Source organism: Hoeflea sp. IMCC20628 (assembly GCF_001011155.1).
Taxonomy (GTDB): Bacteria; Pseudomonadota; Alphaproteobacteria; order Rhizobiales; family Rhizobiaceae; genus Hoeflea.
The window spans coordinates 3,926,946-3,948,980 of the sequence record NZ_CP011479.1; the positions used below are offsets into that span (position 1 = coordinate 3,926,946).

Consider the following 22,035-nt stretch of genomic DNA (forward strand, 5'->3'; position numbering starts at 1 on the left):
CGGCTGCACGATAAACCGGTCACGGGATGCAAAGCTCACACATCAAGAGCGGGGAGGAAAGCCGGGATGCTCAAGGGACTGGATCCACGATTGAATGCGGAGGTGCTTTATGCGCTTCGCGCCATGGGCCACGGCGATACGCTGATCATCGCCGACAGCAATTTTCCCTCCGAGGCGATTGCACGGCAAACCGTGTTTGGCGAATTGCTGCGGATGGACAATCTGACGTCGGCCCAGGCAGCCGAAGCGGTTTTATCGGTGCTGCCGCTCGACACATTCGTCGATGATTTCGCCGGACGCATGGAGATCGTCGGCAACGCAACCGAAATCGCACCAGTGCAATCGGAAGTGCAGATGGTGATTGATGTGGCGGAAGGCAAATCACGGCCGATGATCAGCATTGAGCGCTTCGCCTTTTATGATCTGGCGAAACAGGCCTTTGCAGTCATCCAGACCGGCGAACGGCGGTTCTATGGCTGCTTCATGCTGCGCAAGGGCGTTATTGCGCCGGAAGAATAGCGCGCCCGTGCCGCCAAACCCGGCAAAGCGGCGGCTGCATCTTGAAAAAACGCGCAAAAACGCTCAGGAACTGCTGACATCGAAACAGCGGGTTTGTGTCCGCGCTTTGGAGCATGGGCAATCCGCGGCATGACTGACAGTTCTTTCCACAAGGATACCCCGGCGGTGGCGTTGCTGCCCTATGGTACGCGGATCACCCTGCGGCTTTCCAAAATGCCGCTGGATGCGCTGATCTGGCCGTTGGGGCGGCCTGCGCGCCTGTTGGCCGGCACCATTTCCGACCTCGGGCCTGACGACCATTTGCTGGCCTACCTCAATTCGCGGCTGCTTTACATGCCACGTCCCGGCGTCCGCGCGCGGGTTTCGGTCATGGTGGTCGAACCTCAGGCGGTGCATGGCCGCAAGATGGCCTGGCTGAAACTGCTGTGGCGCCGTTTCCATCTGGTTCTGAGTTCCAATGCCGGGCTTCTGGCTGCCGTGCCAAACAGCACGCGGTTTCTGTTCGGGTCCACATGGGTGCCGGACTGGCGCAATCTGACAATCGAGAAAACTCGTCTGGTCTCGTTGATCGCATCTGCGAAAGATTATTATCCCGGTCACAAATTGCGCCATCAGGTGGTTGCCCGGCTGCGCGAGCGCGGCACCGATGTGGACATTCTCGGGCGCGGCTATGCGCCATTTGACAAGAAATCCGACGGATTGGCGCCCTATTGCTATTCGATCATCATCGAGAACGTCCGCGAGCCGGGTTACTTCACCGAGAAACTGATCGATTGCCTGTTGTGCGAGACCATTCCCATCTACTGGGGCGCGCCGGATATCGGTGACGTTTTTGACATGCGCGGCATGATCATCGCGAATGATCTTGCTGCGATCACCGCCGCCATCGGAGGTCTGTCCGATGAGGATTATCAGGCGAGGCTTGAATTTGTCCGGCTAAACAGGGACAAGGCCTCACGCTACGCTGATCAGGAAAAGGCTGCCGCCAGCATTGTCATGCGGGAAGGCACCGGAAGCAGAAAGACCACACCATGACTGAGGTACACTCGCCAAAGAAAGCCCTGATCACCGGCGTGACCGGTCAGGATGGCGCCTATCTTTCCGAATTCCTGCTTGCCAAGGGATATGAGGTTCATGGTGTCAAACGCCGGACTTCGCTGTTCAACACGGCGCGTATCGACCATCTGATGGAAGGCGAACCGGGGCGTTCCGGCCAGTTCGTGCTGCATCATGGCGACATGACCGATTCCTCATCGCTGACCCATATCCTGCAGCAGACCAAGCCCGACGAGGTTTACAATCTCGCGGCCCAGAGCCATGTCGCAGTTTCGTTCGAGGAACCGGAATACACCGCGAACTCGGATGCGCTGGGCACGCTGCGCATGCTCGAGGCAATCCGGATTCTGGGCCTGAAGGACAAGAGCAGGTTCTACCAGGCCTCAACCTCCGAACTCTACGGTCTGGTTCAGGAAACCCCGCAGACCGAACGGACGCCGTTTTATCCGCGCTCACCCTATGCCGTCGCCAAGCTTTACGCCTACTGGATCACCATCAATTACCGCGAGGCCTATGGGCTTTATGCCTGCAACGGCATCCTGTTCAATCACGAAAGCCCGCTGCGCGGCGAGACCTTCGTCACCCGCAAGATCACCCGCGCGCTGGCGCGGATCAAGCTTGGTCAGCAGGACGAGCTTCGGCTCGGCAACCTCAATGCGCTGCGCGACTGGGGTCACGCGCGCGATTATGTCGAGATGCAATGGCTGATGCTGCAGCAGGACGCGCCGGATGATTTCGTCATCGCCACCGGGGTGCAGTATTCGGTGCGCGATTTCGTGTTGGCGGCGGCGGATGCGCTCGGCATGGTGATCCATTTCGAAGGCGAAGGCATCGACGAGATCGGCCGCGATCCGTCCGGCAAGGTGATAGTCAAAGTCGATCCGCGCTACTTCCGCCCGACCGAAGTCGAGACCCTGCTCGGCGATGCCTCCAAGGCCAAGCAGAAGCTTGGCTGGACACCACAAACCTCGTTCGCAGATCTCGTCGCCGAGATGGCCGAGAGCGATCTGGCGGAGGCCAAGCGCAATGGGTGACGTGCCTTACGCGCTTTCAGGCAAGCGGGTCTATGTCGCGGGACATCGCGGCATGGTCGGCTCGGCCATCGTCCGCCGGATTGCGGCGGAAAACTGCACGGTGCTGCAAGCGACACGCCAGGAACTGGACCTGACCAACCAGCAGGCGGTAAATGCGTGGTTTGCACAAAACCGCCCGGAAGCGGTTTTCCTTGCCGCAGCCAAGGTCGGCGGCATTCTGGCCAATGACACCCAGCCCGCGGATTTTCTCTACGAGAACCTGATGATCGAGGCCAACATCATTCATGCGGCCTATCTCAACGGTGTCGAAAAGCTGGTCTTCCTTGGCTCCTCCTGCATCTACCCCAAATTCGCCGCGCAGCCGATTGCCGAGAGCGCGTTGCTGGAAGGCCAGCTTGAGCCGACCAATGAATGGTACGCGATTGCCAAGATCGCCGGCATCAAACTGTGCCAGGCCTACCGCAAACAGCACGGCGCCGATTTCATCTCCGCAATGCCGACCAATCTGTACGGAACCGGCGACAATTATGCTCCCGCCAGCAGCCATGTACTGCCGGCGCTGGTCCGCAAGGTGCATCAGGCCAAGGCGGAAAATGCGCCATCGATCACGTTGTGGGGCAGCGGAACGCCGTTGCGCGAATTCATGCATGCCGATGACTGCGCCGATGCACTGGTTTTCCTGATGCAGCACTATTCGGATCATGAGCACGTCAATGTCGGCAGCGGTCAGGAAGTGACCATCCGGGATCTGGCGCTGATGATCGGCGCGGCGTCAGGCTATCAGGGCTCGATTGATCTCGATCCATCAAAGCCCGATGGTACGCCGCGAAAGCTGATGAATTCGGCAAAGCTCACGGCCATGGGCTGGCAGCCGACAATTGATCTCGAAGCGGGCATCGCCCGCACGGTGGCTGAATTCGGGGAGATCGCCGCATGAATATTCTGAGATATCTGCTGATGCGCGGGCGCACCTTGCGCAACAAAACAGTTGTGCATGTCGGCGCTCACTACGGTGAAGAAGCCGCGCGTTATCAGGACTGGGGCGCCAAAACGGTTGTGTGGTTCGAGGCCGCGCCGGACATTTTTCCGGCGCTTCAGAAGCACATCGAAACAATGGCCAGCCACCCGCCAAGCCTGTTTTGCCGACTGACAGGCCAGAAGCGAACCCGACATATCGCTGTCCAGGCACTTGTCGGTGGCGAGGATGGCGGCTCGGCCGAATTCCATCTGTTTGACAATGACGGCGCGTCAAACTCGATGTTCAAGATGAAACGTGGCGAGGACGACAAATTCGCACAGGTGCGCGAGACCGGTGAAGTGCTCGAGCTGCCGATGCGAACGCTGGATGCGGCACTGGACGATGTCGGCATACCGCCCGAGACCGTTGATGTGCTGGTGCTGGATGTGCAGGGCGCCGAGCTGATGTGTCTGCAGGGCGCCGCGCGCACCCTGGCCGCTATCAAATATCTGGAAAGCGAAGTGTCGCGCGAACCGGTCTATGAGGGGGGCGTGCTGCTGTCCGAACTGGAACCGTGGCTCGCCGGCCACGACTTCAAGCGCAAGACCATGATCCGCAAGAGCCACATGAACGCTATCTACAAGAAGGTGCGATAGGGCGAGGCCTCAGACGGGAAGCTCGACGCGGCCTTCGATATACCAGTCGTCAAACAGCGACACCTCTGGCAACACGCGCCGGTAACCGGCGGCAACGAGCAGATCATGTATGACCTTGCGGTTGGCGGTGTAGTTGTGCTCGACGGTGATCACCGCCGGACGCCAGCGGGTCATGTCAAAAGCCTTGAGGATGTCGAGCTCGCTGCCCTCCGTGTCAATTGACAGGTAATCGAACTGCTCGGGCGCGCCGTGCTGTTCCAGCATGTCGTTGAGCGAGATGGTTTCGACCTGATAATTCTTGGCGCCGCGACGCCTACGGGCATGGCTGTCGGAATCTTCGAACTGGGTCAGCGTCGACAATTCCCTTGATGCACTTTCAGAGAAAGTCAGCTTCTCGCCGCTGCGCGCCCAGACACATCGTGTTTCTATCTTGGCGTTGGGCCTGTTGCGGTGCAAATCCTCGTGCCAGCTCGTCGCCGGCTCGGCGCAGATTCCGCTCCAGCCAAAATGTGATTCCAGCGCATGGCTGTTGGACAGGAACTCGCCATTGGTCGCGCCAAAATCGCAAAAGAAGCCATCCCGCTTTCCGTTCAACGCCCATTGCACAAACGCGTCCTGAAAAATCTGCGACTTGGAGATTGCGCCAAAGGAAAAGGCAAAAAGAAGAAATGCCTTGATCTGCGGATCGGGTTCGGCGAGCACCTTGTTGCGGACCCGCGCCAGATCGAGCGCCAGTTCAAAATGGCCCGGCGACACCGGTCCATGACGTTTCTTGCCCCGCAAGCGGTTAAGGAAATCCTTGAAGGCGTATTTGAAATGCATGACGGGGATGACCCTGTTCTTCGGTTGCCGCGGTTCTATGCTTTAGTGAGGTCCGCGGTCAATCGCCAAGCCGCAGCCAGTTGTCCGGTGTGATGTCGGGATTTGACAGTTTCGGGCTGGCAAACCACTGAGCCGGCGCCGTGACGATCTTGTTATGCGACGGATTAAGCCATGCGCCCCACCAGGAGAAGGTGGAATTGGCAATGATATTGTGGTCACACAGGCTCATCAACCGCAGATCCTCATGCGCTGTTTTGCCATCATTGATGGCGACCGGCACCAGCTCGGCATCGAGCTTGATATTGTCGCGTACCCAGTCGGGATCGTTGGAGAACAGATAGACCACCGGGTCCTGACCCGACCGCGATCTGACTTCCTTGAGCGCCCGCTGATAATAGGCAAGGTCCGCAGACCCGTGAACGGACATAGCCTTTGCATCGGTGATGTAATCACCCCGGCGAATGTGCATGGAAACCGATGGCCGGCTTTGTATGCGCTCACCCATTTGGGCGTTCTCGCCGCTTATGGCTTCCTTGAAAGCCAAATCGGTCCACAACGTCGGCGCGATGTCGGCAAAGTAGCGTTGAGACTGAAAATAGCCGTGCAGATAGCAATCAGCCTCAATGGTCGCGATCGTTTCATTGTAACCCAGTCCCTGCTCCCGAACGAAGCGCGGCGAGCGGCCAAACTTGCGCCACCAGGCATAGGCCAAGGGCCTGTTCTTTGCCGGAGGCAATTCAGCTTCCGTGGCGACCTTCGCCTGAATGGCAAAGTGTCCGAGATCATACTGAAACGGGTTTTTAGCCGTGTATTGCCGGGTATCGAGCAGCAATTCGGCGCCGGTCCTCAGCGCCACTGCCCGTCCAACGGCATATTGAAACAGCTGGTTGCCCATGCCTCCGTGCAGGCGCGTGATCACACGTGTCATACCGATCTACTTTCCGCGCCGGATGGCGATGTAATTCGTGGTTGAGAATTGTTCGTTGAACTCACGATAGCGCCGCACCGGGTTGAGCTGTCCGCCCGGTCCGATGATGAAGAGCGCATAGCCGCGATGATCAAAAAAATCAAAAAAGTCGCGGAAGAAGGTGCGGGTGTCGACGTTGCATCCGCCGAATTCGAACTGAACCGCGGCGATCTTGCGCTGGTCCAGCATCGTGACACCGCCCTTGAGAACGTCAAGCTCATGGCCTTCGACATCGATCTTCAGCATATCGATCGCCGCAATGCCGTGGCGGGCGCAATACTGGTCGAGCGTGTCGACCCGGATCGTCTCGCTCAGGTCCATCGACAGCCCGATATGGCCAAGATCACGTTTGGTCATCGAGGCGAGCCCGGTGATCTCGGTATCCTTGTAGAGCGTCGCCTCGCCTGCTTCAGCGCCCAGGGCAACGGGATTGACGCTAATATCATCAAGACCCGCAAACGCCGTTCCGAGTTTTTCAAGGTGGCTGGCGGAGGGCTCGAACAGGTGAATTTTGGAGTCAGGCCACATCTGCTTGGCCGCCAGGGTCCATTCGCCGATATTGCCGCCGACATCAAACAGCAAAGGTGTTTTGGTTTGCACTCCGGCACGGGAAAGGGCTGCAGCTGCGGCTTTCATTTCACCGGACTTGGCCACGATACCACCGTGGCCAAGCCCTGCCGATTTCATCAGGCGCCGGGCAAGCGAGAGCGCGAGACCGGACGGCAAAATGGCGGCGATGACTGTATCGAAAACTGACATGACCGGCTGGATAGCCCATTCCAATTGGCTGGTCCAGCCATCGGTTCGACAGATCAGACAGCTCAGCCAGACGGCTGATCATTGCCCCGGGACAGTGCAGCGATGCGGTAGCGGTAGATCGGGCGCAGCAGTTCACGGCGGATGCGCCGGAGCAAAGGCACATTGCGGGCCTGGATGGTGGTGCCGCCGATGGTGGCGCCCTTGTCGCGCACGCCAGAGGGGATGACGATCAGCGGCCGCAAACCGGTCACCCAATGCAGTTGCACATGGCCGTCGATCGGACGATCAAACCGGGTGGTCTGGGCGAGCAGCAGTTCAAGCGCAGCTCTTGAATAGAGTGTGCAGGAGGCGCGCAGCGGGATGATCACGGGCCGGGTGAGGACTATATCGCCCGCAGACGCGATCACCGGCCCCGGCTCAGCAATCTGGCGGACCTGGAACTGGACAATGCCATGGCTGGCGACATGGGCGCGGGCCAACTCCAATGCGCGAGCGAACTCCGCAGCATCCATCTCGACATCATCCTCGATCACCAGGCCGACATCGAGACCTGCGTCCAGAATAGCCTGCCAGGCCTTGCGGTGGCTTAGAAAGCAGCCGACTTCACCCACCGTCATGTCGAAAGGATAGGACGGTGCATGAAGGCTTTTGCGCGTATAGACGGTGTCGATCTCCTGGACCGGCAACGCCCGGCCGTCCACTGCGTCGACAATGCGGGCCGGCACGGGGCATGCCGCGAGCAGGTGATCCACCTGTGGCCGCCGCGCCTCGGCACGCGCCAAATGGATGATGAAGGCCTCGACCGGTGTGCTCATACTGCGCCTGCCTGTCTTTCACACCCGGTCGCGAACCATGGCGCCGGAGGGGTGCCCCGTTCTAGACGAGAGGCATCGCTGGCAGCAAGAGGCAGAAGGTCTCAGGCATCGAGCAGGGTCTTGTAGGCGTCACGGAGCACGTTCTTCTGGACCTTGCCCATGGTGTTGCGTGGCAGCTCGTCGAGTACGACGACCCGCTTGGGCTGCTTGAAGCGGGCGATCTTCGGCTTGATCGACTCAAGGATCGTCGCTTCATCAAGCTTCGCGCCCGGCTTGGGCACCAGAACAGCGACGACGCCTTCGCCGAAATCGGCATGCGGCACGCCGATGACGGCGGATTCGAGCACGCCGTCTTCCTCGTCGAGCAGCAATTCGAGCTCCTTGGGATAGATGTTGTAGCCGCCGGAGATGATCAGGTCCTTGGAGCGGCCGACGATCTGGACATAGCCGTCCGCATCGATGACGCCGACATCGCCGGTGATGAAGAAGCCGTCATCGCGGAATTCTTCCTTTGTCTTTTCGGGCATCTGCCAGTAGCCGGCAAAGACGTTGGGGCCCTTGACCTCGATGATGCCGATCTCGCCTTGCGGCAGGGTCTTGCCGGTCTCGGCATCGACAATGCGCAGATCGACGCCGGGCAGCGGGAAGCCGACGGTGCCGGCGCGGCGCTCGCCCTCATAGGGGTTGGAGGTGTTCATGTTGGTCTCGGTCATGCCGTAGCGCTCGAGAATGCGGTGGCCGGTGCGCTGTTCGAACAGCACATGGGTTTCGGCCAAGAGCGGCGCGCTGCCGGAGACGAACAACCGCATATCCTTGACCAGATCGCCGGTAAACGCCGGATCATCGAGCAGACGGGTGTAGAAGGTCGGCACGCCCATCAGGGCTGTGGCGCCGGGGATGTTTTCGATGATGGCTTCGGCGGAGAAGGCCGGAAGGAAGATCAGCGATGCGCCGGCGCTCAGCGTCACATTGGTGGCGACGAACAGGCCGTGGGTGTGAAAGATTGGCAGCGCGTGCAAGAGCACATCGTCGGCGGTGAATTGCCAGACCTGCACCAGTGTTTCGGCATTGGACAAGAGGTTGGCATGGGTGAGCATGGCGCCCTTCGAGCGCCCGGTAGTGCCCGACGTGTAGAGAATGGCGGCGAGTTCATCGGCTGCGCGGGCGACTGTGTCGAACGCGGTGGGGGCTGCAAGTCCGGCGTCGTTGAGCGAGCCGGCGCTGGTGTCGTGGTTTTGCCAGACGCCCATGGTCTCAAGCCCGATACCGAGACTGGCTGTCAGCGCCTCGTAGTCGGCGCGTTTTTTCGGATCGCAGACAAAGATGCGCGGCGTCGCGTTGCCAAGGAAATATTCGATCTCCGCCGGGGTGTAGCCGGTGTTGAGCGGCAGGAAGACGGCGCCGGCGCGGACCACGGCGAGATAGAGCATGATGGCTTCGATGGATTTGGGCACCTGCACCGCCACCCGGTCGCCGGGCTGGACGCCGAGGTCCACGAGCACATTGGCGAAGCGACCGGAGACGTCTTCGACATCGCCGTAGCTGAAATGGCGCCCGTCCTCGGGCAGTGTGGCGAAAGTGGCCTTGCGGGCTTCATCCGTGGAGAGCTTGTCAGCGAGCAATCCGTCGAAGAGAAAATTACGAGCCATTTTTCGGTTTCCTGCCATTGCTGTTTGCGGCCGCTGCGTCGGCCAGTGTCTTGACGTCCTTGGAGGTGAACACCGTGTGGGCCTCGGCAAACCCCTCGTGGAACTGGCTGATCTTTTTCAGATCATAGAGATAGTTGACCATCAGGCCGCTGGACTGGCGCACGCCGTTGGGCGAGAGATCTGCGCTTGCGTGGATATCATGCAGCATGGCGCCGTTGCCAAGATGGAAACGGGCCACCGGATCGAGCGGCATGCCGCTGCTGTTCTTCTGGTGGACCAGGTAGTGTGCAGCCTGGCGGCGCAGCCATTGCGGCTGCTCTGCGAGCTTGCCCAGTTCGCCGGACTGGATGGCCAACTCGATGTCCTCGACGGCTACAAGGGTGTTGGGCTCGTCCGTGATGGACTGGCGCAGCCAGCGATTGAAGCCTGGAAGCGGCGACAGCGTGACGAAACTGGTGATCGACTTCACCTCGGCCTGCAGATCCTCGACCACCTGCTTGATCAGCGAGTTGCCGAAGGAGACGCCGCGCAGGCCTGCCTGACAGTTGGAAATCGAATAGAACACCGCGGTGTCGGCGCTTTCGGGGCTGAGGATCTCGCGGTTTTCGGCAAGAATGGCCTGCACCGAGCCGGGGATCCCCTTGACCAGCGCCACCTCGACGAAGATCAGCGGATCATCGGGCATTGCGGGATGAAAAAAGGCGTAGCAGCGGCGGTCGGAGGGCTCGACGCGGCGGCGCAGATCATCCCAGTCATCGATGGCATGCACCGCTTCGTATTTGATGATCTTTTCGAGAATGTTGGCCGGGCTCTGCCAGTGGATGCGGCGTGGCAACAGAAAGCCACGGTTGAACCAGGAGGCAAACAGGTGCTGGAAGTCGACATCGGTGCGGCCGAAGGCGGGGTGCTCCTTGAGCAGCTTGAGCAGCCGCGCGCGCATCTTGACCAGATCGCCAGTGGCGCCGGGCACCCGGTTGATGCGGCGCAGCAGCTCCTGCCGCTCGGGCTCGGCAGCTTCGAGCAGATCGGCGAAATTCTCCGGCGAGCGGTCTATCTGGTAAGCGGTGGTGGCCGCCATCAGCCGCTCGGTATCGATGTCCATCTGTTCGGTGAGATATTCGAAGAACTCGATTTCCGCTTCCGGCGTCAGCTCGCTGAAACGTGACAGGATCTGCTGGCCCATATTGTGGCCGGAGACCTCGCCTTCACTGGCAATCAGATCCTTGCAGAGCGCCGTGATCGAGCGCCCGTCACCCTTGATGCGGGCGAAGCCCGGCCGCTCGAACAGCGTCGACAGCAGATCATAGAAGAAGCCGGACCTGTTCAAAGCGCGACCCCCATGACCAGTTCAGGCAGGAAGGTGACGATCGACGGAAAGATGCACAGGATCACGATGGCCAGAATCATGCACATCACATAGGGCAGCGAGCCGCGCAGGATGGTGCCGAGCGAAATGTCCGGCGCGATGGAGTTGATGACATACAGATTGAGGCCGACCGGCGGGGTGATCAGGCCGATCTCCATGTTGATGGTCAGGATGACGGCAAACCAGTAGGGATCAAACCCGGCGCTGGTGATGATCGGCAGCAGGATCGGCGCGGTCATCAGGATCACTGCCACCGGCGGCAGGAAGAAGCCGGCGATCAGCAGGAAGACATTGATGATGCCCATCAGCACCCAGCGGTTGACTTCGAGATCGGAAATCCAGTTGGCGATGCTCTGGGTGACGAAGGTCGAGGACAGGGTGAAGGCGAAGAGTTCGGACGCCGCGATGATCATCATGATCATCACCGATTCCTTGGTCGAATCGCGGAACATCGAGATGAACGGCTTGGCCGAGAACATCTTGTAGACCACGACCACCAGCACCAGGCAGAACAGTGCGCCGACGCCGGCGGCTTCCGATGGTGTGGCGACGCCGCCATACAGCACGAACAGGATACCGGCGACGATGGCCAGGAACGGCAGCACGCGGGGCAGGATCTCGAGCTTCTGCTTCAATGAATAATGCTGCGTCACATCCGACAATGTCAGGCCGCTGCGCCAGCAGGAAAACAACGTCCAGGCCATGAAGATAGTGGTCAGCATCATGCCTGGAAGCACGCCGGCCAGAAACAGCCGGCCGATCGAGGTTTCGGTGGCGATGCCGTAGACGATCATGGTGATCGACGGCGGAATGAGAATGCCGAGCGTGCCGCCGGCGGCTATTGATCCGGCGGAGATCTCATCGGGATAGCCGCGCTTGCGCATTTCCGGAATGCCCATCTTGCCGATGGCAGCACAGGTGGCGGGCGAGGAACCCGACAGCGCCGAAAAAAGCGAGCAGGCCCCGAGATTGGACAGCACCAATCCGCCGGGCACGCGGTTGAGCCAGCGGTCGAGCGCCTCGTAGAGATCCTTGCCTGCCGGGCTGTTGGAGACCGCAGCCCCCATCAGGATAAACATCGGGATCGACACCAGCGTGAAGGAATTGAGCCCGGAGAAAAAGGTTTCGCCGAGAATATCGAGCGAGCGGAAGCCATCAATCAGCAGCAGGGTGCCGATGGAGACGGCGCCGAGGGCGAATGCGATCGGCATGCCGATGGCAAACAGCGCGATCAGCACAACGAGGATGAGAAGGCCGATTTCCAGCGGGCTCATGCGGGGCTCTCCTCGGTGGCAGTCCAATTCTTGTAGATTTCGGCGATGTATTGCAGGCACAGGATGCCAACACCGAGCGGCAGCGGCAGCAGCGGGATCCACAGCGGCAGTGCCCAGACCGTGTCGGTGGTCCAGCCTTTCGACAGCGCCTCATAGAAAAAGTGCCAGCCCGACCAGCCGAGCAGCGCGCAAAACGCCAGGCTCAAAGTAGCGGCGAGCACATCAAGCAGACGCTTGCCATTGCCGCCGAGCAGAGTGGGCAGCAGATCGACCGAAACATGACCCTTGAGCATCAGCACATAGGGTGCGCCGATGAAGGTGGAGGCGATCATGGCGTAGACGACAAACTCGGTCTGCCAGACGGTCGAGGCGCCCAGGAAATAGCGTATGAACACCATCTGGGAGACCACAAGCGTGGAGGCGGCGATCAGCAGCATGGACGACAGTCCGCACAGCCGTGACAGCGTCTCGACGATCGAAACAAAGCGTTTCATTTCAGGCAATCCTCGGATCGAAAAAGGGACAGGCCGGGCGGGAAAAGGGGAGGCGAACCTCCCCCGATCCGATGCTTATTCGACGGCGAGAGCCTGGTCGATCAGCTGCTGGCCACCAGGAACCTTTTCGGCAAATTCCTTGTAAGCAGTCTCCTTGGCGATCGCCAGCCAGGCGTCATAATCGTCCTTCGACATGGAGACGATTTCAACGCCGGCCTTCTTGAAGGTGTCGACCATCTTGTCGTCGAGACCGGCGGCTTCCTTGTCGAAATACTCCTCGGCCTTCTTGCCGGCTGCCATGACGGCGGCCTGCTGCTCGGGCGTCAGACGATCGTAGGTTTCCTTCGAGATCAGCATCGGCTCATACATGAACCAGAGCGAGTTTTCGCCCGGCTCTGTCAGGCAGGTGACCTGCTCGTAGATGCGGTAGGAAACGAATGATCCCGACGAGGTGTTGGTGGCATCAAGCACGCCTGTCTGCATGCCGGTGTAGATTTCCGATGACGCCATCGAGGAGATCGATGCGCCGGCGCCAACCAGCATCTGCTCGAATGCAGGGCCTGCGGCGCGGGTGACCTGACCCTTGATGGTGTCCGGCGAGGTGATGCAGGTCTTTTTCGAGGCGAAGGCGCCGCCGAGCCAGGCGTCGGCAATGACGATGGCGCCGTTGTCTTCGACCAGTTTCTTGATCTCGGTCATGAACGGCGAGGCGTTGAGCCGCTTGGCGCGGTCATGGTTGCGCACCAGGCCGGGCATCAGGGTTGCCGAAAACTGCGGCACACGACCGGATGCATAGTCGAGCGGGAACGAGGTGATGTCGAGCTGACCCTTGGTCAGTGCGCCCCACTGTTCTTTCGCCTTGTAGAGCGACTGGCCCGGATAGACCTGAACATCGAGACCGACATCGGCGGCTGCCAGTTCCTTGGCGAAAAGCTGAACCATTTCGTCGCGCGCGTCGCCCTTTCCGCCCGGAAACTGGTGCGATGCTTTCAGGGTTTCGGCCTGCGCAAGGCCAGTCAAAGCGATGGATGCGGCGAGTACGCCTGCAAACGCTGATAATCCTAGTTTCATATCTACCTCCCAGAAGAATGTGCTCGCAGAACCTCCTCCGGTTCCGGCAACGTCCAAACGGACCATCTTTGGGATGCAATGTCAAACCGCTTGTATACAAAAAGAATGAATTTGCATTTTAACTTGGATCGGCGATGATATGTTCATGGGCACACGCATTGCAGATACCATTCGCGAACGCATCGAGCAGATGATTGTCACTGGTGAATTCGCCGATGGCGAGCGTCTCGATGAAGTCAAGCTCGCCGAACAGTTCGGCGTGTCGAGGACGCCATTGCGCGAGGCTTTCCAATCGCTGGCAGCTTCCGGTCTGGTCACGCTCGAAGCCCGCCGCGGCGCCTTCATCCGGCATCCGGATTTTGCCGAACTGGTGGAGATGTTCGAAGTCATGGCCGAAATCGAGGCTATGTGCGGATTTCGCGCCGCACGGCAGGTGACCGAGCAACAGATGGTTGCCATCGCCCTGACCATAGAGGCCTGCGAAGCGGCCATCACAGTCGGCGATTTCGACGAATATTACCGCGAGAACGAGAAATTCCACCATCTGGTTTACGAGGCCAGCGGCAACCGCTTCCTGGCCCGCGAGGCGGCAAGACTGCACAAGCGGCTCAAACCCTACCGGCGGCTGCAATTGCGCGCCAATGGCCGCATGCCGCAGTCAATGCGCGAGCACCGGGCGGTGTATGCGGCGCTGGGCCGCGCCGACCCCAAGGCCACCGCCGCCGCCCTGCGCCAGCACGTCGCCATCCAGGGCGAACGTTTCAACGACCTGATGGCCAGTTACCGGCAATTGGCCTCGCTCAAAACCGGTTAAGCAGCGCGCCCGGTGAGAGATTCACCTGCCCATGGCATGAATCAACGCATCCTGCGTTTTGGGCATTGCCGCCCTGCGCCGGGTGAATTCTGTCTTCTAAAGAAAGAGAATGGCGCGCCCGAAAGGATTCGAACCTCTGACCCCCAGATTCGTAGTCTGGTGCTCTATCCAGCTGAGCTACGGGCGCGCGTTGCAGGCATCAATCTTGCCCGCGAGGCGTTCTCCTAAAACGGACAGCGGGGGATTGCAAGCGTATTTGACGAAAAAAGCGTTTGCCGCAGAATTCATCCGAAAGAGTCAGGCGCGTGCACGGAAAGTATCGAGCGGAACCGGCTGATCCGGCAGTTCAATGCGGAAGGTGGTACCCTGGGCAACGGTCTCGTCAAGTGTGATCGAGCCGCCATGGGCCGTGACCAGTTCACGGGCAATGGCGAGACCGAGGCCGGTTCCGCCCGAGCGGGCCGAACCGCGAAACGGCAGGAACAGGTTCTCGCGCGCCTTGGCGGGCAGTCCGGGTCCGGTGTCGGATACCAGAATCTCCACGACCGTGCCTGAACGCCGTGCCGATACGGTAATGCGTTGAATCAGCGCCGTGTCGTCCGCCGGGTCGGCATCGAACGCCTGCACGGCGTTGCGGACAAGATTGTAAATCACACGGAACATCTGTTCGCTGTCGGCCTCAACCTCCAGTGCCTCATCGATATCGACCACATAATGGATGTCGGTCGCGGTTTCCTCGGAAACGATATCGCAGACTTCGCTCGCCAGCATCGCCAGGTTGATGAACCGGCGCCGTGGCAAGGCCTCAAGCGCTTTGCCATAGGCAAGCACTTCGCTCGAATAGCTGACGGCCCTGTCAATGCTGCGCAACAGTTTGGGGGCGAAGCGCTTGACCATCGGATCGTCGCTCATCGCCAGCCTGTCGGACATCAATTGCGCCGAGGTGAGAATGTTGCGCATGTCGTGATTGATCTTGGACACAGCAAGACCGAGGTCGGCCAGATGGCGTTGCTCCTTCAGCGTCTGCTGCAGGCGCGTCTGCATGGCTGCAAGGTGGCCTTCGGCTGCGGTCAGCTCGTCAACGGCCGGAGTGGGCACAATGATGTTGTTGGGGTTTTCCGGATCCTCGGAAAAGGCCTGCATGTTCGCAGTTACCCTTTGTACCGGCCGAAGCAACAGACGGTTGATGGTGAAGAACAGCAAACTTGCGGTGATGAAAGAGATCAGAACCGACAGCAGGAACACGTTGCGGCCGTAAATCAGCATATCGTGACGGAGTTGATTGTCCTCGAAGACAAGGTCGATCTGCATGTCCGGATCATCGCCGATCGGGCCATAGACTCGGATCACCCGGTCGCCGCCAAACAGGATGGTGTCGAAAGCATCGATGATAGCGCGGACCGGTGTGGCGTCGGCAAGATTGTATTGATGCGTGACAAGCGGCGGCATGTTGGCGCTGGCAATGATGCGGGAGGTACCGTCCTTGCGCAGCACGATGGATTTTGTACCGGTCGCCATCAGGGTATCATTCTGGATGTCTTGCGGAAGTTCCATGGCATTGACGCCGTCGACCACGATCGCCGCGGCGGCGGCCGTGTTGAGGCGGTTTTCGAGCAGCCGCAGCCGGGTGTTGGCTACAGAGGGCACGAAAATCAGCACTTCGGCAATCATCACGAACAGCACCGTCAGCCACAACAGCTTGGACGTAAGGCTTCTCGCCCTCGGCCTCCACCACGGTATTGCCGTCTTGGTATGTGTGTCCGCCATGGTCCGCCCTCCCCCGCCCAGCCGTTACCCGAACCGTCTCAGGAACCGGACAATCCAGCGCACGAACGGCTTGCGTGTCATAGGAGTATAATAGGAAACCGCAGCGCGTTTTCCAATCTCCGCCATGGTCGGATAGGGCGGCACATAACCACGCACGTCCTTGAGCTTCATGCCATTGGTCACCGCCAGCGCCCATATGTTGATCATTTCGCCGGCACCTGCGCCGGCAATCGACACACCCAGAATGCGTGCCTTGCGGTCGACCACCATCTTGATAAGGCCCGTGGTCTTGCGCTCCGTCTGGGCGCGGTCGTTCTCGGCATAGGGCCAGCGCAGAACCGAGATCCGCCCTCCATGGCGCTTGCCCGCCTCTTCTTCGGTCAGGCCGACATGGGCCAGTTCGGGATCGGTATAGGTGGCCCAGGGAATGATATCGCGGTTTTCCTTGGCCGGAGCACGAAACAGGATCTGCTGCACCACCAGGCCGGCGTGATAGCCGGCGACATGGGTGAACTGCAGCCCGCCGGCGACATCGCCAATGGCGTAGACGCGTTTGTTGGATGACCTGAGATTGGCGCCGACCTTGATGCCGCGCCGGTCATGATCGACACCGGCCTCGCTTAGTCCGAGGCCTTCGACATTGGCGAGACGACCGACAGCGACAAGCACATCACTGCCATCGACAGAGCCCGCGCCAGTCTCGCCTTCGTAATTGACCCGCACTCCGGTCTTGCCGCGCTTCTCGACGGAGGTCACCTTGGATCCCTCGAGAATGCTCACGCCTTCGGCGCGAATGTTTTCGAGTACTATGGCCGCCAGTTCCGGATCGTCCTTGCCGAGCGCCTTGGCGCCCTCGATCACCGCGACCTCGGCGCCAAGCCTGCGGTGCGCCTGAGCCATCTCCATACCTATCGGGCCGCCGCCGATGACAATGAGATGCTTGGGCGCGCGGGTGCGTTCAAACAGCGTCTCATTGGTCAGGTAATCGACCGTATCGAGCCCCGGGATCGGCGGCACGAAGGCCGAGGATCCGGTGGCGACAACATAGCGTCTGGCACGAATTTCGGTATCACCGGCCATGACTGTGTTTTTGTCGATGAACCGTGCTTCGGCCTCAATCACATTGACGCCCATGGCTCGGTAACGCTCGACCGAATCATTGGGTGCGATCGCAGCGATGACCGAATGGATATGGTCATGAACCTTGCGGAAATTGATCTTGACCTCGCCTGCGCTGACGCCAAAGTCCGGCGCCTCGGCAATGGCGTGGGCGTGCTTGCCTGCGGCGATCATCGCCTTGGAGGGCACGCAGCCATAATTGAGGCAATCGCCGCCCATCTTGCCTTTCTCGACAAGAACCACATCAACGCCAAATGCGGCGGCGGCGGCGGCGACCGAAAGACCGCCGGAGCCGCCGCCGATAACGCAGATGTCTGGTGTCAATCGGGTGGTCATGGTCAAGTCTCTCCGTAGAATGGATCCGCTGGTGGATATCGTTTCTGGCCTGAATTACGAGCGTTGGCGAAACTTGCCCACTATGGTGGGGATAGCAGCGACGATTGCAAGCCCGAGAAAAGCAATGGTGATTTCCGGTGTCACCAGATCCGAGATCGAAATCTCGCGTCCGGCAGCGGCGGCAATGACACTGTCGAGCCCCTGCCCCAGCCAGGCATAGGCGAAGGTGCCGGGAATGATACCCAGGAATGTCGCGGCAACATAAGTGCGCAGCCTGATGTCGAAGAAGGCAGGCGCGATGTTGATGATGAGGAACGGAAACACCGGCGCCAGGCGCAGCACCAGAAGATAACCGAATGCATCCTTGGCAAAGCCGTCGGCAAGCTTGGCCACAAACGGCCCGGCTCGCTTGCGCAGCACATCGCCAAATGCCGATCGGGCGGCCAGGAAGATCGCCGCGGCCCCGGTGGTGGCGGCAAAGACGGTCAACGTACCACCAATGAACCACCCGAACACGAAGCCGGCGAAAATCGTCAGGATCGAGGCCGCAGGAAAGGCAAATGCCACGGCAAGCGTGTAAAGCACAAAATAGCCGAGGATCGAGGCAATGCGGTGCTCGGCGACGAACTCCTTGAGCACTTCACGCTGCTCGGTGAGAACCGTGAGCGCAAGATATTCCTGAAGTCCGGCAGCGTATGCGGCAGCAATGCCGGCGGCGATAATGGCCAGCGGCAAGAACCGGCGCCATGGCGCGGCACGGCTCGGAGCTGGTGTGGTCTCGGGAGTTTTATCCACTGCTGTGTCCATCTGCCTTATCGGCGATTGCATGGTCATGTGCTGTCTCCGCTGTCATTTCGGCCAGATACCGACCCTGTCTGATTTCGAAGAAGCAATAGATGCTTGCGTCTTGCGGCGCCAATGACAATCCCTCGCATATTCCCAAACCCGCGTGAGCCACGGCTGCACCAAATTCACGGTGGCGTGAGAACGGCGTCATCAGAACCTTACTGAGAGTTGATGCTCCAGTCGTAATCATAACCGGAAATCGACGCTGCCTGGATCTCGGCGGCCTTTTGCGCATTTGCCAAGGACTGCCAATGCGGCTTGAGCTTGCCCTTGCCGCCAAAGTCGCCTGCATACCAGGAATAGATTTTTGAGGCGGTGATACGATCGTTTTCAACCGCCACGCCGCGTGGATGATTGACATAAGCCACGGCATTTTCGCGCAACAATGCATCCACATTGGCGCCGGTGTAGGTCCGGGCCGCCAGATTAGGGCAGGAATAGGAAGCGCAGTTAAGGCCGTAATGGGACATCTCGTCCTTGAACAGCGCACGGACGATTTCGTGCTCGATATCGTCGAGCGAAAGCGCCGTACCGTTGACAGTGATGAACTTGGCTTTCCATGGACCCGAGCCGAACAGGCCCGAACCGCCGAGATTGATCTTCTTGATCGATTTCACCGGAAAGGCATCGGCGACAACCTCGAGCGTCTTGGCGTTGTAGAGGTTGATCCAGTAGGCATGGGCTTCGTTTCGCGACAGCGATACCGGATCAACCGATTCCAGTGCGGCAATATAGTCTCTCAAAACAGGCAAATTGGCTTTCACGCCACCATAATCCACCCGATTGTAGGCGTTGGCGTCGGATCTGACATAGGACTTGAGCAGGGTGTCGTATCGGGAGTGATCAACTTTCGCCTGGCCCTTGGGGCGGAAACCGGTCAATGCGGCCATTGCCGGTAGCGGGTTCAAGGCGGTGCTGGCGATCAGGGCTGATAGTCCTGCGACAACAGCGCGGCGGTCCGGATGCATAGCAATTCCTGTTCTGTTCTGAGACATTGTGGCGCGGCAGCTCAATTACTTGGCGCAGTCAATCGCAGGAGGCAACCCGCAGGCAGGCGGCCTCACCGGCTTGTGAAGGAACGTGACCTCGGAGTATGAGTAGCCACCAGCCTCGGCAGCGCCCAGACAGAGGCCCTGCTCATTGACTTTTGGACGTGAACGCGCTTATAAGCCGCTCGTCCGTGGAGACTTCCGGTTTCCGGGAGGTGTCTTGACGGACTGAACACCCAAACCAAGTTGTTCCAAGAAGGGCCGCACACCGCGGTATTAAAATAATGCCAAAGCGTACTTACCAACCATCCAAACTTGTTCGCAAGCGTCGCCACGGCTTTCGCTCGCGTATGGCCACCAAGGGCGGCCGCAAGGTCATCCAGGCTCGTCGCGCCCGCGGACGTGCAAGCCTGTCGGCCTGATCGCTGACAACGGCCCGCGAAGAAAGATCGTCGCGTGGCACAAGACAAAACCATCATGAAACCCGGACGGCTTAAAACCCGGCCGGAATTTCTTGCTGTGCAAAAAGGCAAGCGTCTGCGCGGACCCTATTTTTTGCTGGAGAGCCTCGACAGGGGCAAACCTGACCAAGCCCCCCGAATCGGCTTTACGGTTACCAAAAAACAGGGCAACTCGGTGGAGCGCAACAGAATGCGCCGCCGGCTAAGGGAGGCCGTCCGTCTCATGGCGGGGGTTCCATTCAAGCCTGGACATGACTATGTGGTGGTCGCACGCCGGGATACGCTGGCCGCGCCGTTTGACAAGCTCGTCGCCGCGCTGACCGAACGGGTCGGTGAAAGCGGCAGCCTGACACGGCCCCGACAAGCCCGCGCCGGGCAAAGTTCCGGCGCACAGGACAACATCAGAACGCCAGGCACTCCGAGCCCGGCCATCAGGAATGAGTGATGGAAACCAATCGCAACTATTTCGTCGCAATCCTCATGTCGGTGCTTGTCCTTGTCGGCTGGCAATTCCTCTATGTGAGCCCAAAAATCGAACGGGAACGCGTGGCTGCCGAAGCCGTGCAGGCCCAGCAGGCTGCCCAGGCGCCAGCAACCACAACTGACAGCGGAACCCCGGGCACAGTCAGCGGATCAGCGCCCGGTGGCGATGTCGCGGCGGCCGTAGCGCCTGCTGCCGGCTTGTCGCGCGAACAAACGATCGCACAGACGGCACGGATCAGTATCGATACACCGTCCCTACGAGGATCGATCAACCTCACCGGAGCGCGGATCGACGATCTGCTGCTCAATGAATATCGTGAGACGATCGATGATTCGAGCCCGAACATCACCTTGTTCAGCCCGGCAGCCCTCGCCAATGGCTATTTCGCCGAGGTCGGCTTCATCGCAGACGCGCAGTCGGGTCCCGCGCCCGGACCTGATACTGTTTGGACCGCGGCATCGGGCCAGGTTCTGACACCTTCCAGTCCGGTAACTCTGACCTATGACAATGGCGCCGGCCTTCTGTTTACCCGCATCATCTCGGTCGATGAACATTATCTGTTCAGCTTCGAAGACACGATCGCCAACTCCGGCGATGCCACTGCTTCGGTTGCCGGATACGGCAGGGTCACGCGGTTCTTCAAGCCCAAGACCCAAGGCATCTATGTGCTGCATGAGGGCCTGATCGGCGTCATCGGCGAAGAAGGCCTGCAGGAAGTCGATTATTCCGATGTCGAGGACACCCCGATCATCGCCCATGGCAAGGCAACCGCGGGCTGGATGGGAATCACCGACAAATACTGGGCAGCAGCAGTTGTGCCGCCGCAGGATGCAGGATTTGAAACCCGTTTTGCCCATTTCACCGATGGCCGCGCCCGCTATCAGTCGGACTTCAAGACCGATGCCCAGGCGATCGCGCCCGGCAGCAGCGTGACCTCGAAGACGCTGGTATTTGCCGGCGCCAAGGAAGTGCCGGTCATCGCCGGCTACCAGGAAGAGCACAACATTCTCAATTTCGATCTGATGATCGACTGGGGTTGGTTCTACTTCCTGACCAAGCCGATGTTCTGGCTGATCGATTCGCTGTTCAAGGTGTTCGGCAATTTCGGAGTCGCGATTCTGGTCACCACGGTGATCGTCAAGCTGATCTTCTTCCCGCTGGCCAACAAGTCCTATGTGTCGATGGCCAACATGAAGAAGGTTCAGCCCAAGCTCGAAGAGCTCAAGGCCAAGCATGCCGACGACAAGATGGCGCTGCAGCAGGGCATGATGGAGCTCTACAAGAAAGAGAAGATCAACCCGGTCGCCGGCTGCTGGCCGGTGCTGTTGCAGATCCCGGTGTTCTTCTCGCTCTACAAGGTGCTCTACGTCACCATCGAAATGCGGCATGCGCCGTTCTTCGGCTGGATCCAGGATCTGTCGGCACCCGACCCGACCTCGCTGTTCAACCTGTTCGGCCTGTTGCCCTATGATGTGCCGTCGTTCCTGATGATCGGCGTCTGGCCATTGATCATGGGCATCACAATGTTCCTGCAGATGCGCATGAACCCGACGCCTCCGGACCCGACCCAGGCGATGATCTTCACCTGGATGCCGGTGGTCTTCACCTTCATGCTGGCGACGTTCCCGGCCGGTCTGGTGATCTACTGGGCCTGGAACAACACGCTTTCTGTGACCCAGCAGGGTATCATCATGAAGCGCCAGGGCGCCAAGATCGAACTTTGGGACAATCTCGTCGCATTGTTCAAACCCAAGCCCACAAAGACCTGAGCGGCCGGAG

At 59.7% G+C, this 22,035-nt stretch carries 22 protein-coding genes and 1 tRNA gene; 9 read left to right on the forward strand and 14 right to left on the reverse strand.

Going from position 1 to position 22,035, the window contains the following annotated elements:
• Positions 1 to 66: 66 nt before the first annotated feature.
• The 5 genes from IMCC20628_RS18390 to IMCC20628_RS18410 all read left to right on the forward strand — a co-directional run bounded on the left by IMCC20628_RS18390 (position 67) and on the right by IMCC20628_RS18410 (position 4,223).
• The gene (locus tag IMCC20628_RS18390) at positions 67 to 519 is read left to right on the forward strand and encodes an RbsD/FucU family protein (protein ID WP_047031407.1); all 453 of its coding nucleotides are present in this window, start codon (positions 67 to 69) and stop codon (positions 517 to 519) included.
• Positions 520 to 648: 129 nt separating this feature from the next.
• A complete protein-coding gene (locus tag IMCC20628_RS18395) occupies positions 649 to 1,554 on the forward strand; it encodes a glycosyltransferase family 10 (protein ID WP_047031408.1) in 906 nt (301 codons plus the stop codon).
• The gene (gene gmd / locus IMCC20628_RS18400) at positions 1,551 to 2,609 is read left to right on the forward strand and encodes a GDP-mannose 4,6-dehydratase (protein ID WP_047031409.1); all 1,059 of its coding nucleotides are present in this window, start codon (positions 1,551 to 1,553) and stop codon (positions 2,607 to 2,609) included. Before IMCC20628_RS18395 ends, gmd begins: the two co-directional genes overlap by 4 nt.
• Entirely contained in the window at positions 2,602 to 3,546 is a 945-nt protein-coding gene (locus IMCC20628_RS18405; protein WP_047031410.1) for a GDP-L-fucose synthase, read from the forward strand. Before gmd ends, IMCC20628_RS18405 begins: the two co-directional genes overlap by 8 nt.
• Positions 3,543 to 4,223 (forward strand): FkbM family methyltransferase, encoded by a 681-nt coding sequence (locus IMCC20628_RS18410; RefSeq protein ID WP_047031411.1) that lies wholly within the window; start codon positions 3,543 to 3,545, stop codon positions 4,221 to 4,223. The genes IMCC20628_RS18405 and IMCC20628_RS18410 overlap by 4 nt, the downstream gene beginning before the upstream one ends.
• Positions 4,224 to 4,232: 9 nt before the next feature.
• Here IMCC20628_RS18410 and IMCC20628_RS18415 read toward each other — a convergent pair whose 3' ends face one another.
• The 9 genes from IMCC20628_RS18415 to dctP form a co-directional block, all read right to left on the reverse strand.
• Positions 4,233 to 5,045 (reverse strand): FkbM family methyltransferase, encoded by an 813-nt coding sequence (locus tag IMCC20628_RS18415; RefSeq protein WP_047031412.1) that lies wholly within the window; start codon positions 5,043 to 5,045, stop codon positions 4,233 to 4,235.
• 58 nt (positions 5,046 to 5,103) lie between these two features.
• Positions 5,104 to 5,973, reverse strand: coding sequence for an alpha-1,2-fucosyltransferase (locus tag IMCC20628_RS18420; RefSeq protein ID WP_047031413.1), 870 nt, complete (start codon positions 5,971 to 5,973; stop codon positions 5,104 to 5,106).
• Positions 5,974 to 5,979: 6 nt separating this feature from the next.
• Entirely contained in the window at positions 5,980 to 6,771 is a 792-nt protein-coding gene (locus tag IMCC20628_RS18425; RefSeq protein WP_052766538.1) for an FkbM family methyltransferase, read from the reverse strand.
• A gap of 62 nt (positions 6,772 to 6,833) precedes the next feature.
• Complete coding sequence (locus tag IMCC20628_RS18430; RefSeq protein ID WP_047031414.1) at positions 6,834 to 7,586, reverse strand: glycosyltransferase family 25 protein; 753 nt, start codon at positions 7,584 to 7,586, stop codon at positions 6,834 to 6,836.
• 101 nt (positions 7,587 to 7,687) lie between these two features.
• The gene (locus IMCC20628_RS18435) at positions 7,688 to 9,235 is read right to left on the reverse strand and encodes a malonyl-CoA synthase (RefSeq protein WP_047031415.1); all 1,548 of its coding nucleotides are present in this window, start codon (positions 9,233 to 9,235) and stop codon (positions 7,688 to 7,690) included.
• Positions 9,225 to 10,562 carry a malonyl-CoA decarboxylase gene (locus IMCC20628_RS18440; RefSeq protein ID WP_047031416.1) on the reverse strand — a complete coding sequence of 446 codons (1,338 nt, stop codon included), beginning with the start codon at positions 10,560 to 10,562 and terminating at the stop codon, positions 9,225 to 9,227. The genes IMCC20628_RS18435 and IMCC20628_RS18440 overlap by 11 nt, the downstream gene beginning before the upstream one ends.
• The gene (locus IMCC20628_RS18445; RefSeq protein ID WP_047031417.1) at positions 10,559 to 11,875 is read right to left on the reverse strand and encodes a TRAP transporter large permease; all 1,317 of its coding nucleotides are present in this window, start codon (positions 11,873 to 11,875) and stop codon (positions 10,559 to 10,561) included. The genes IMCC20628_RS18440 and IMCC20628_RS18445 overlap by 4 nt, the downstream gene beginning before the upstream one ends.
• The gene (locus IMCC20628_RS18450; RefSeq protein ID WP_047031418.1) at positions 11,872 to 12,369 is read right to left on the reverse strand and encodes a TRAP transporter small permease; all 498 of its coding nucleotides are present in this window, start codon (positions 12,367 to 12,369) and stop codon (positions 11,872 to 11,874) included. The genes IMCC20628_RS18445 and IMCC20628_RS18450 overlap by 4 nt, the downstream gene beginning before the upstream one ends.
• A gap of 75 nt (positions 12,370 to 12,444) precedes the next feature.
• Positions 12,445 to 13,440, reverse strand: a complete 996-nt coding sequence (gene dctP / locus IMCC20628_RS18455) for a TRAP transporter substrate-binding protein DctP (protein WP_047031419.1) — start codon at positions 13,438 to 13,440, stop codon at positions 12,445 to 12,447.
• Between the two features lie 145 nt (positions 13,441 to 13,585).
• Between dctP and IMCC20628_RS18460 the strand changes: the two genes are divergently transcribed.
• Positions 13,586 to 14,254, forward strand: a complete 669-nt coding sequence (locus tag IMCC20628_RS18460; RefSeq protein ID WP_047032753.1) for a GntR family transcriptional regulator — start codon at positions 13,586 to 13,588, stop codon at positions 14,252 to 14,254.
• A 110-nt stretch (positions 14,255 to 14,364) separates the two neighbouring features.
• Here the strand turns inward: IMCC20628_RS18460 and IMCC20628_RS18465 are convergent.
• The 5 genes from IMCC20628_RS18465 to IMCC20628_RS18485 form a co-directional block, all read right to left on the reverse strand.
• Positions 14,365 to 14,441, reverse strand: a tRNA-Arg gene (locus IMCC20628_RS18465).
• A gap of 110 nt (positions 14,442 to 14,551) precedes the next feature.
• The gene (locus IMCC20628_RS18470; protein ID WP_047031420.1) at positions 14,552 to 16,021 is read right to left on the reverse strand and encodes a HAMP domain-containing sensor histidine kinase; all 1,470 of its coding nucleotides are present in this window, start codon (positions 16,019 to 16,021) and stop codon (positions 14,552 to 14,554) included.
• 24 nt (positions 16,022 to 16,045) lie between these two features.
• On the reverse strand, positions 16,046 to 17,476 hold the full coding sequence (locus IMCC20628_RS18475) for an FAD-dependent oxidoreductase (protein ID WP_047031421.1): 1,431 nt from the start codon (positions 17,474 to 17,476) through the stop codon (positions 16,046 to 16,048).
• A 54-nt stretch (positions 17,477 to 17,530) separates the two neighbouring features.
• A complete protein-coding gene (locus IMCC20628_RS18480) occupies positions 17,531 to 18,310 on the reverse strand; it encodes a TVP38/TMEM64 family protein (RefSeq protein WP_245307821.1) in 780 nt (259 codons plus the stop codon).
• A 170-nt stretch (positions 18,311 to 18,480) separates the two neighbouring features.
• On the reverse strand, positions 18,481 to 19,290 hold the full coding sequence (locus tag IMCC20628_RS18485) for a DUF547 domain-containing protein (RefSeq protein ID WP_052766540.1): 810 nt from the start codon (positions 19,288 to 19,290) through the stop codon (positions 18,481 to 18,483).
• 305 nt (positions 19,291 to 19,595) lie between these two features.
• Between IMCC20628_RS18485 and rpmH the strand changes: the two genes are divergently transcribed.
• Genes rpmH through yidC form a run of 3 tightly spaced genes read left to right on the forward strand, consistent with a single transcriptional unit; the run spans position 19,596 to position 22,025 of the window.
• Positions 19,596 to 19,733 carry a 50S ribosomal protein L34 gene (gene rpmH / locus IMCC20628_RS24810; RefSeq protein ID WP_082128227.1) on the forward strand — a complete coding sequence of 46 codons (138 nt, stop codon included), beginning with the start codon at positions 19,596 to 19,598 and terminating at the stop codon, positions 19,731 to 19,733.
• A 55-nt stretch (positions 19,734 to 19,788) separates the two neighbouring features.
• The gene (gene rnpA / locus IMCC20628_RS18490) at positions 19,789 to 20,217 is read left to right on the forward strand and encodes a ribonuclease P protein component (RefSeq protein WP_047032756.1); all 429 of its coding nucleotides are present in this window, start codon (positions 19,789 to 19,791) and stop codon (positions 20,215 to 20,217) included.
• Positions 20,217 to 22,025, forward strand: coding sequence for a membrane protein insertase YidC (gene yidC / locus IMCC20628_RS18495; RefSeq protein WP_047031422.1), 1,809 nt, complete (start codon positions 20,217 to 20,219; stop codon positions 22,023 to 22,025). Before rnpA ends, yidC begins: the two co-directional genes overlap by 1 nt.
• The last annotated feature ends 10 nt before the right edge of the window (positions 22,026 to 22,035 follow it).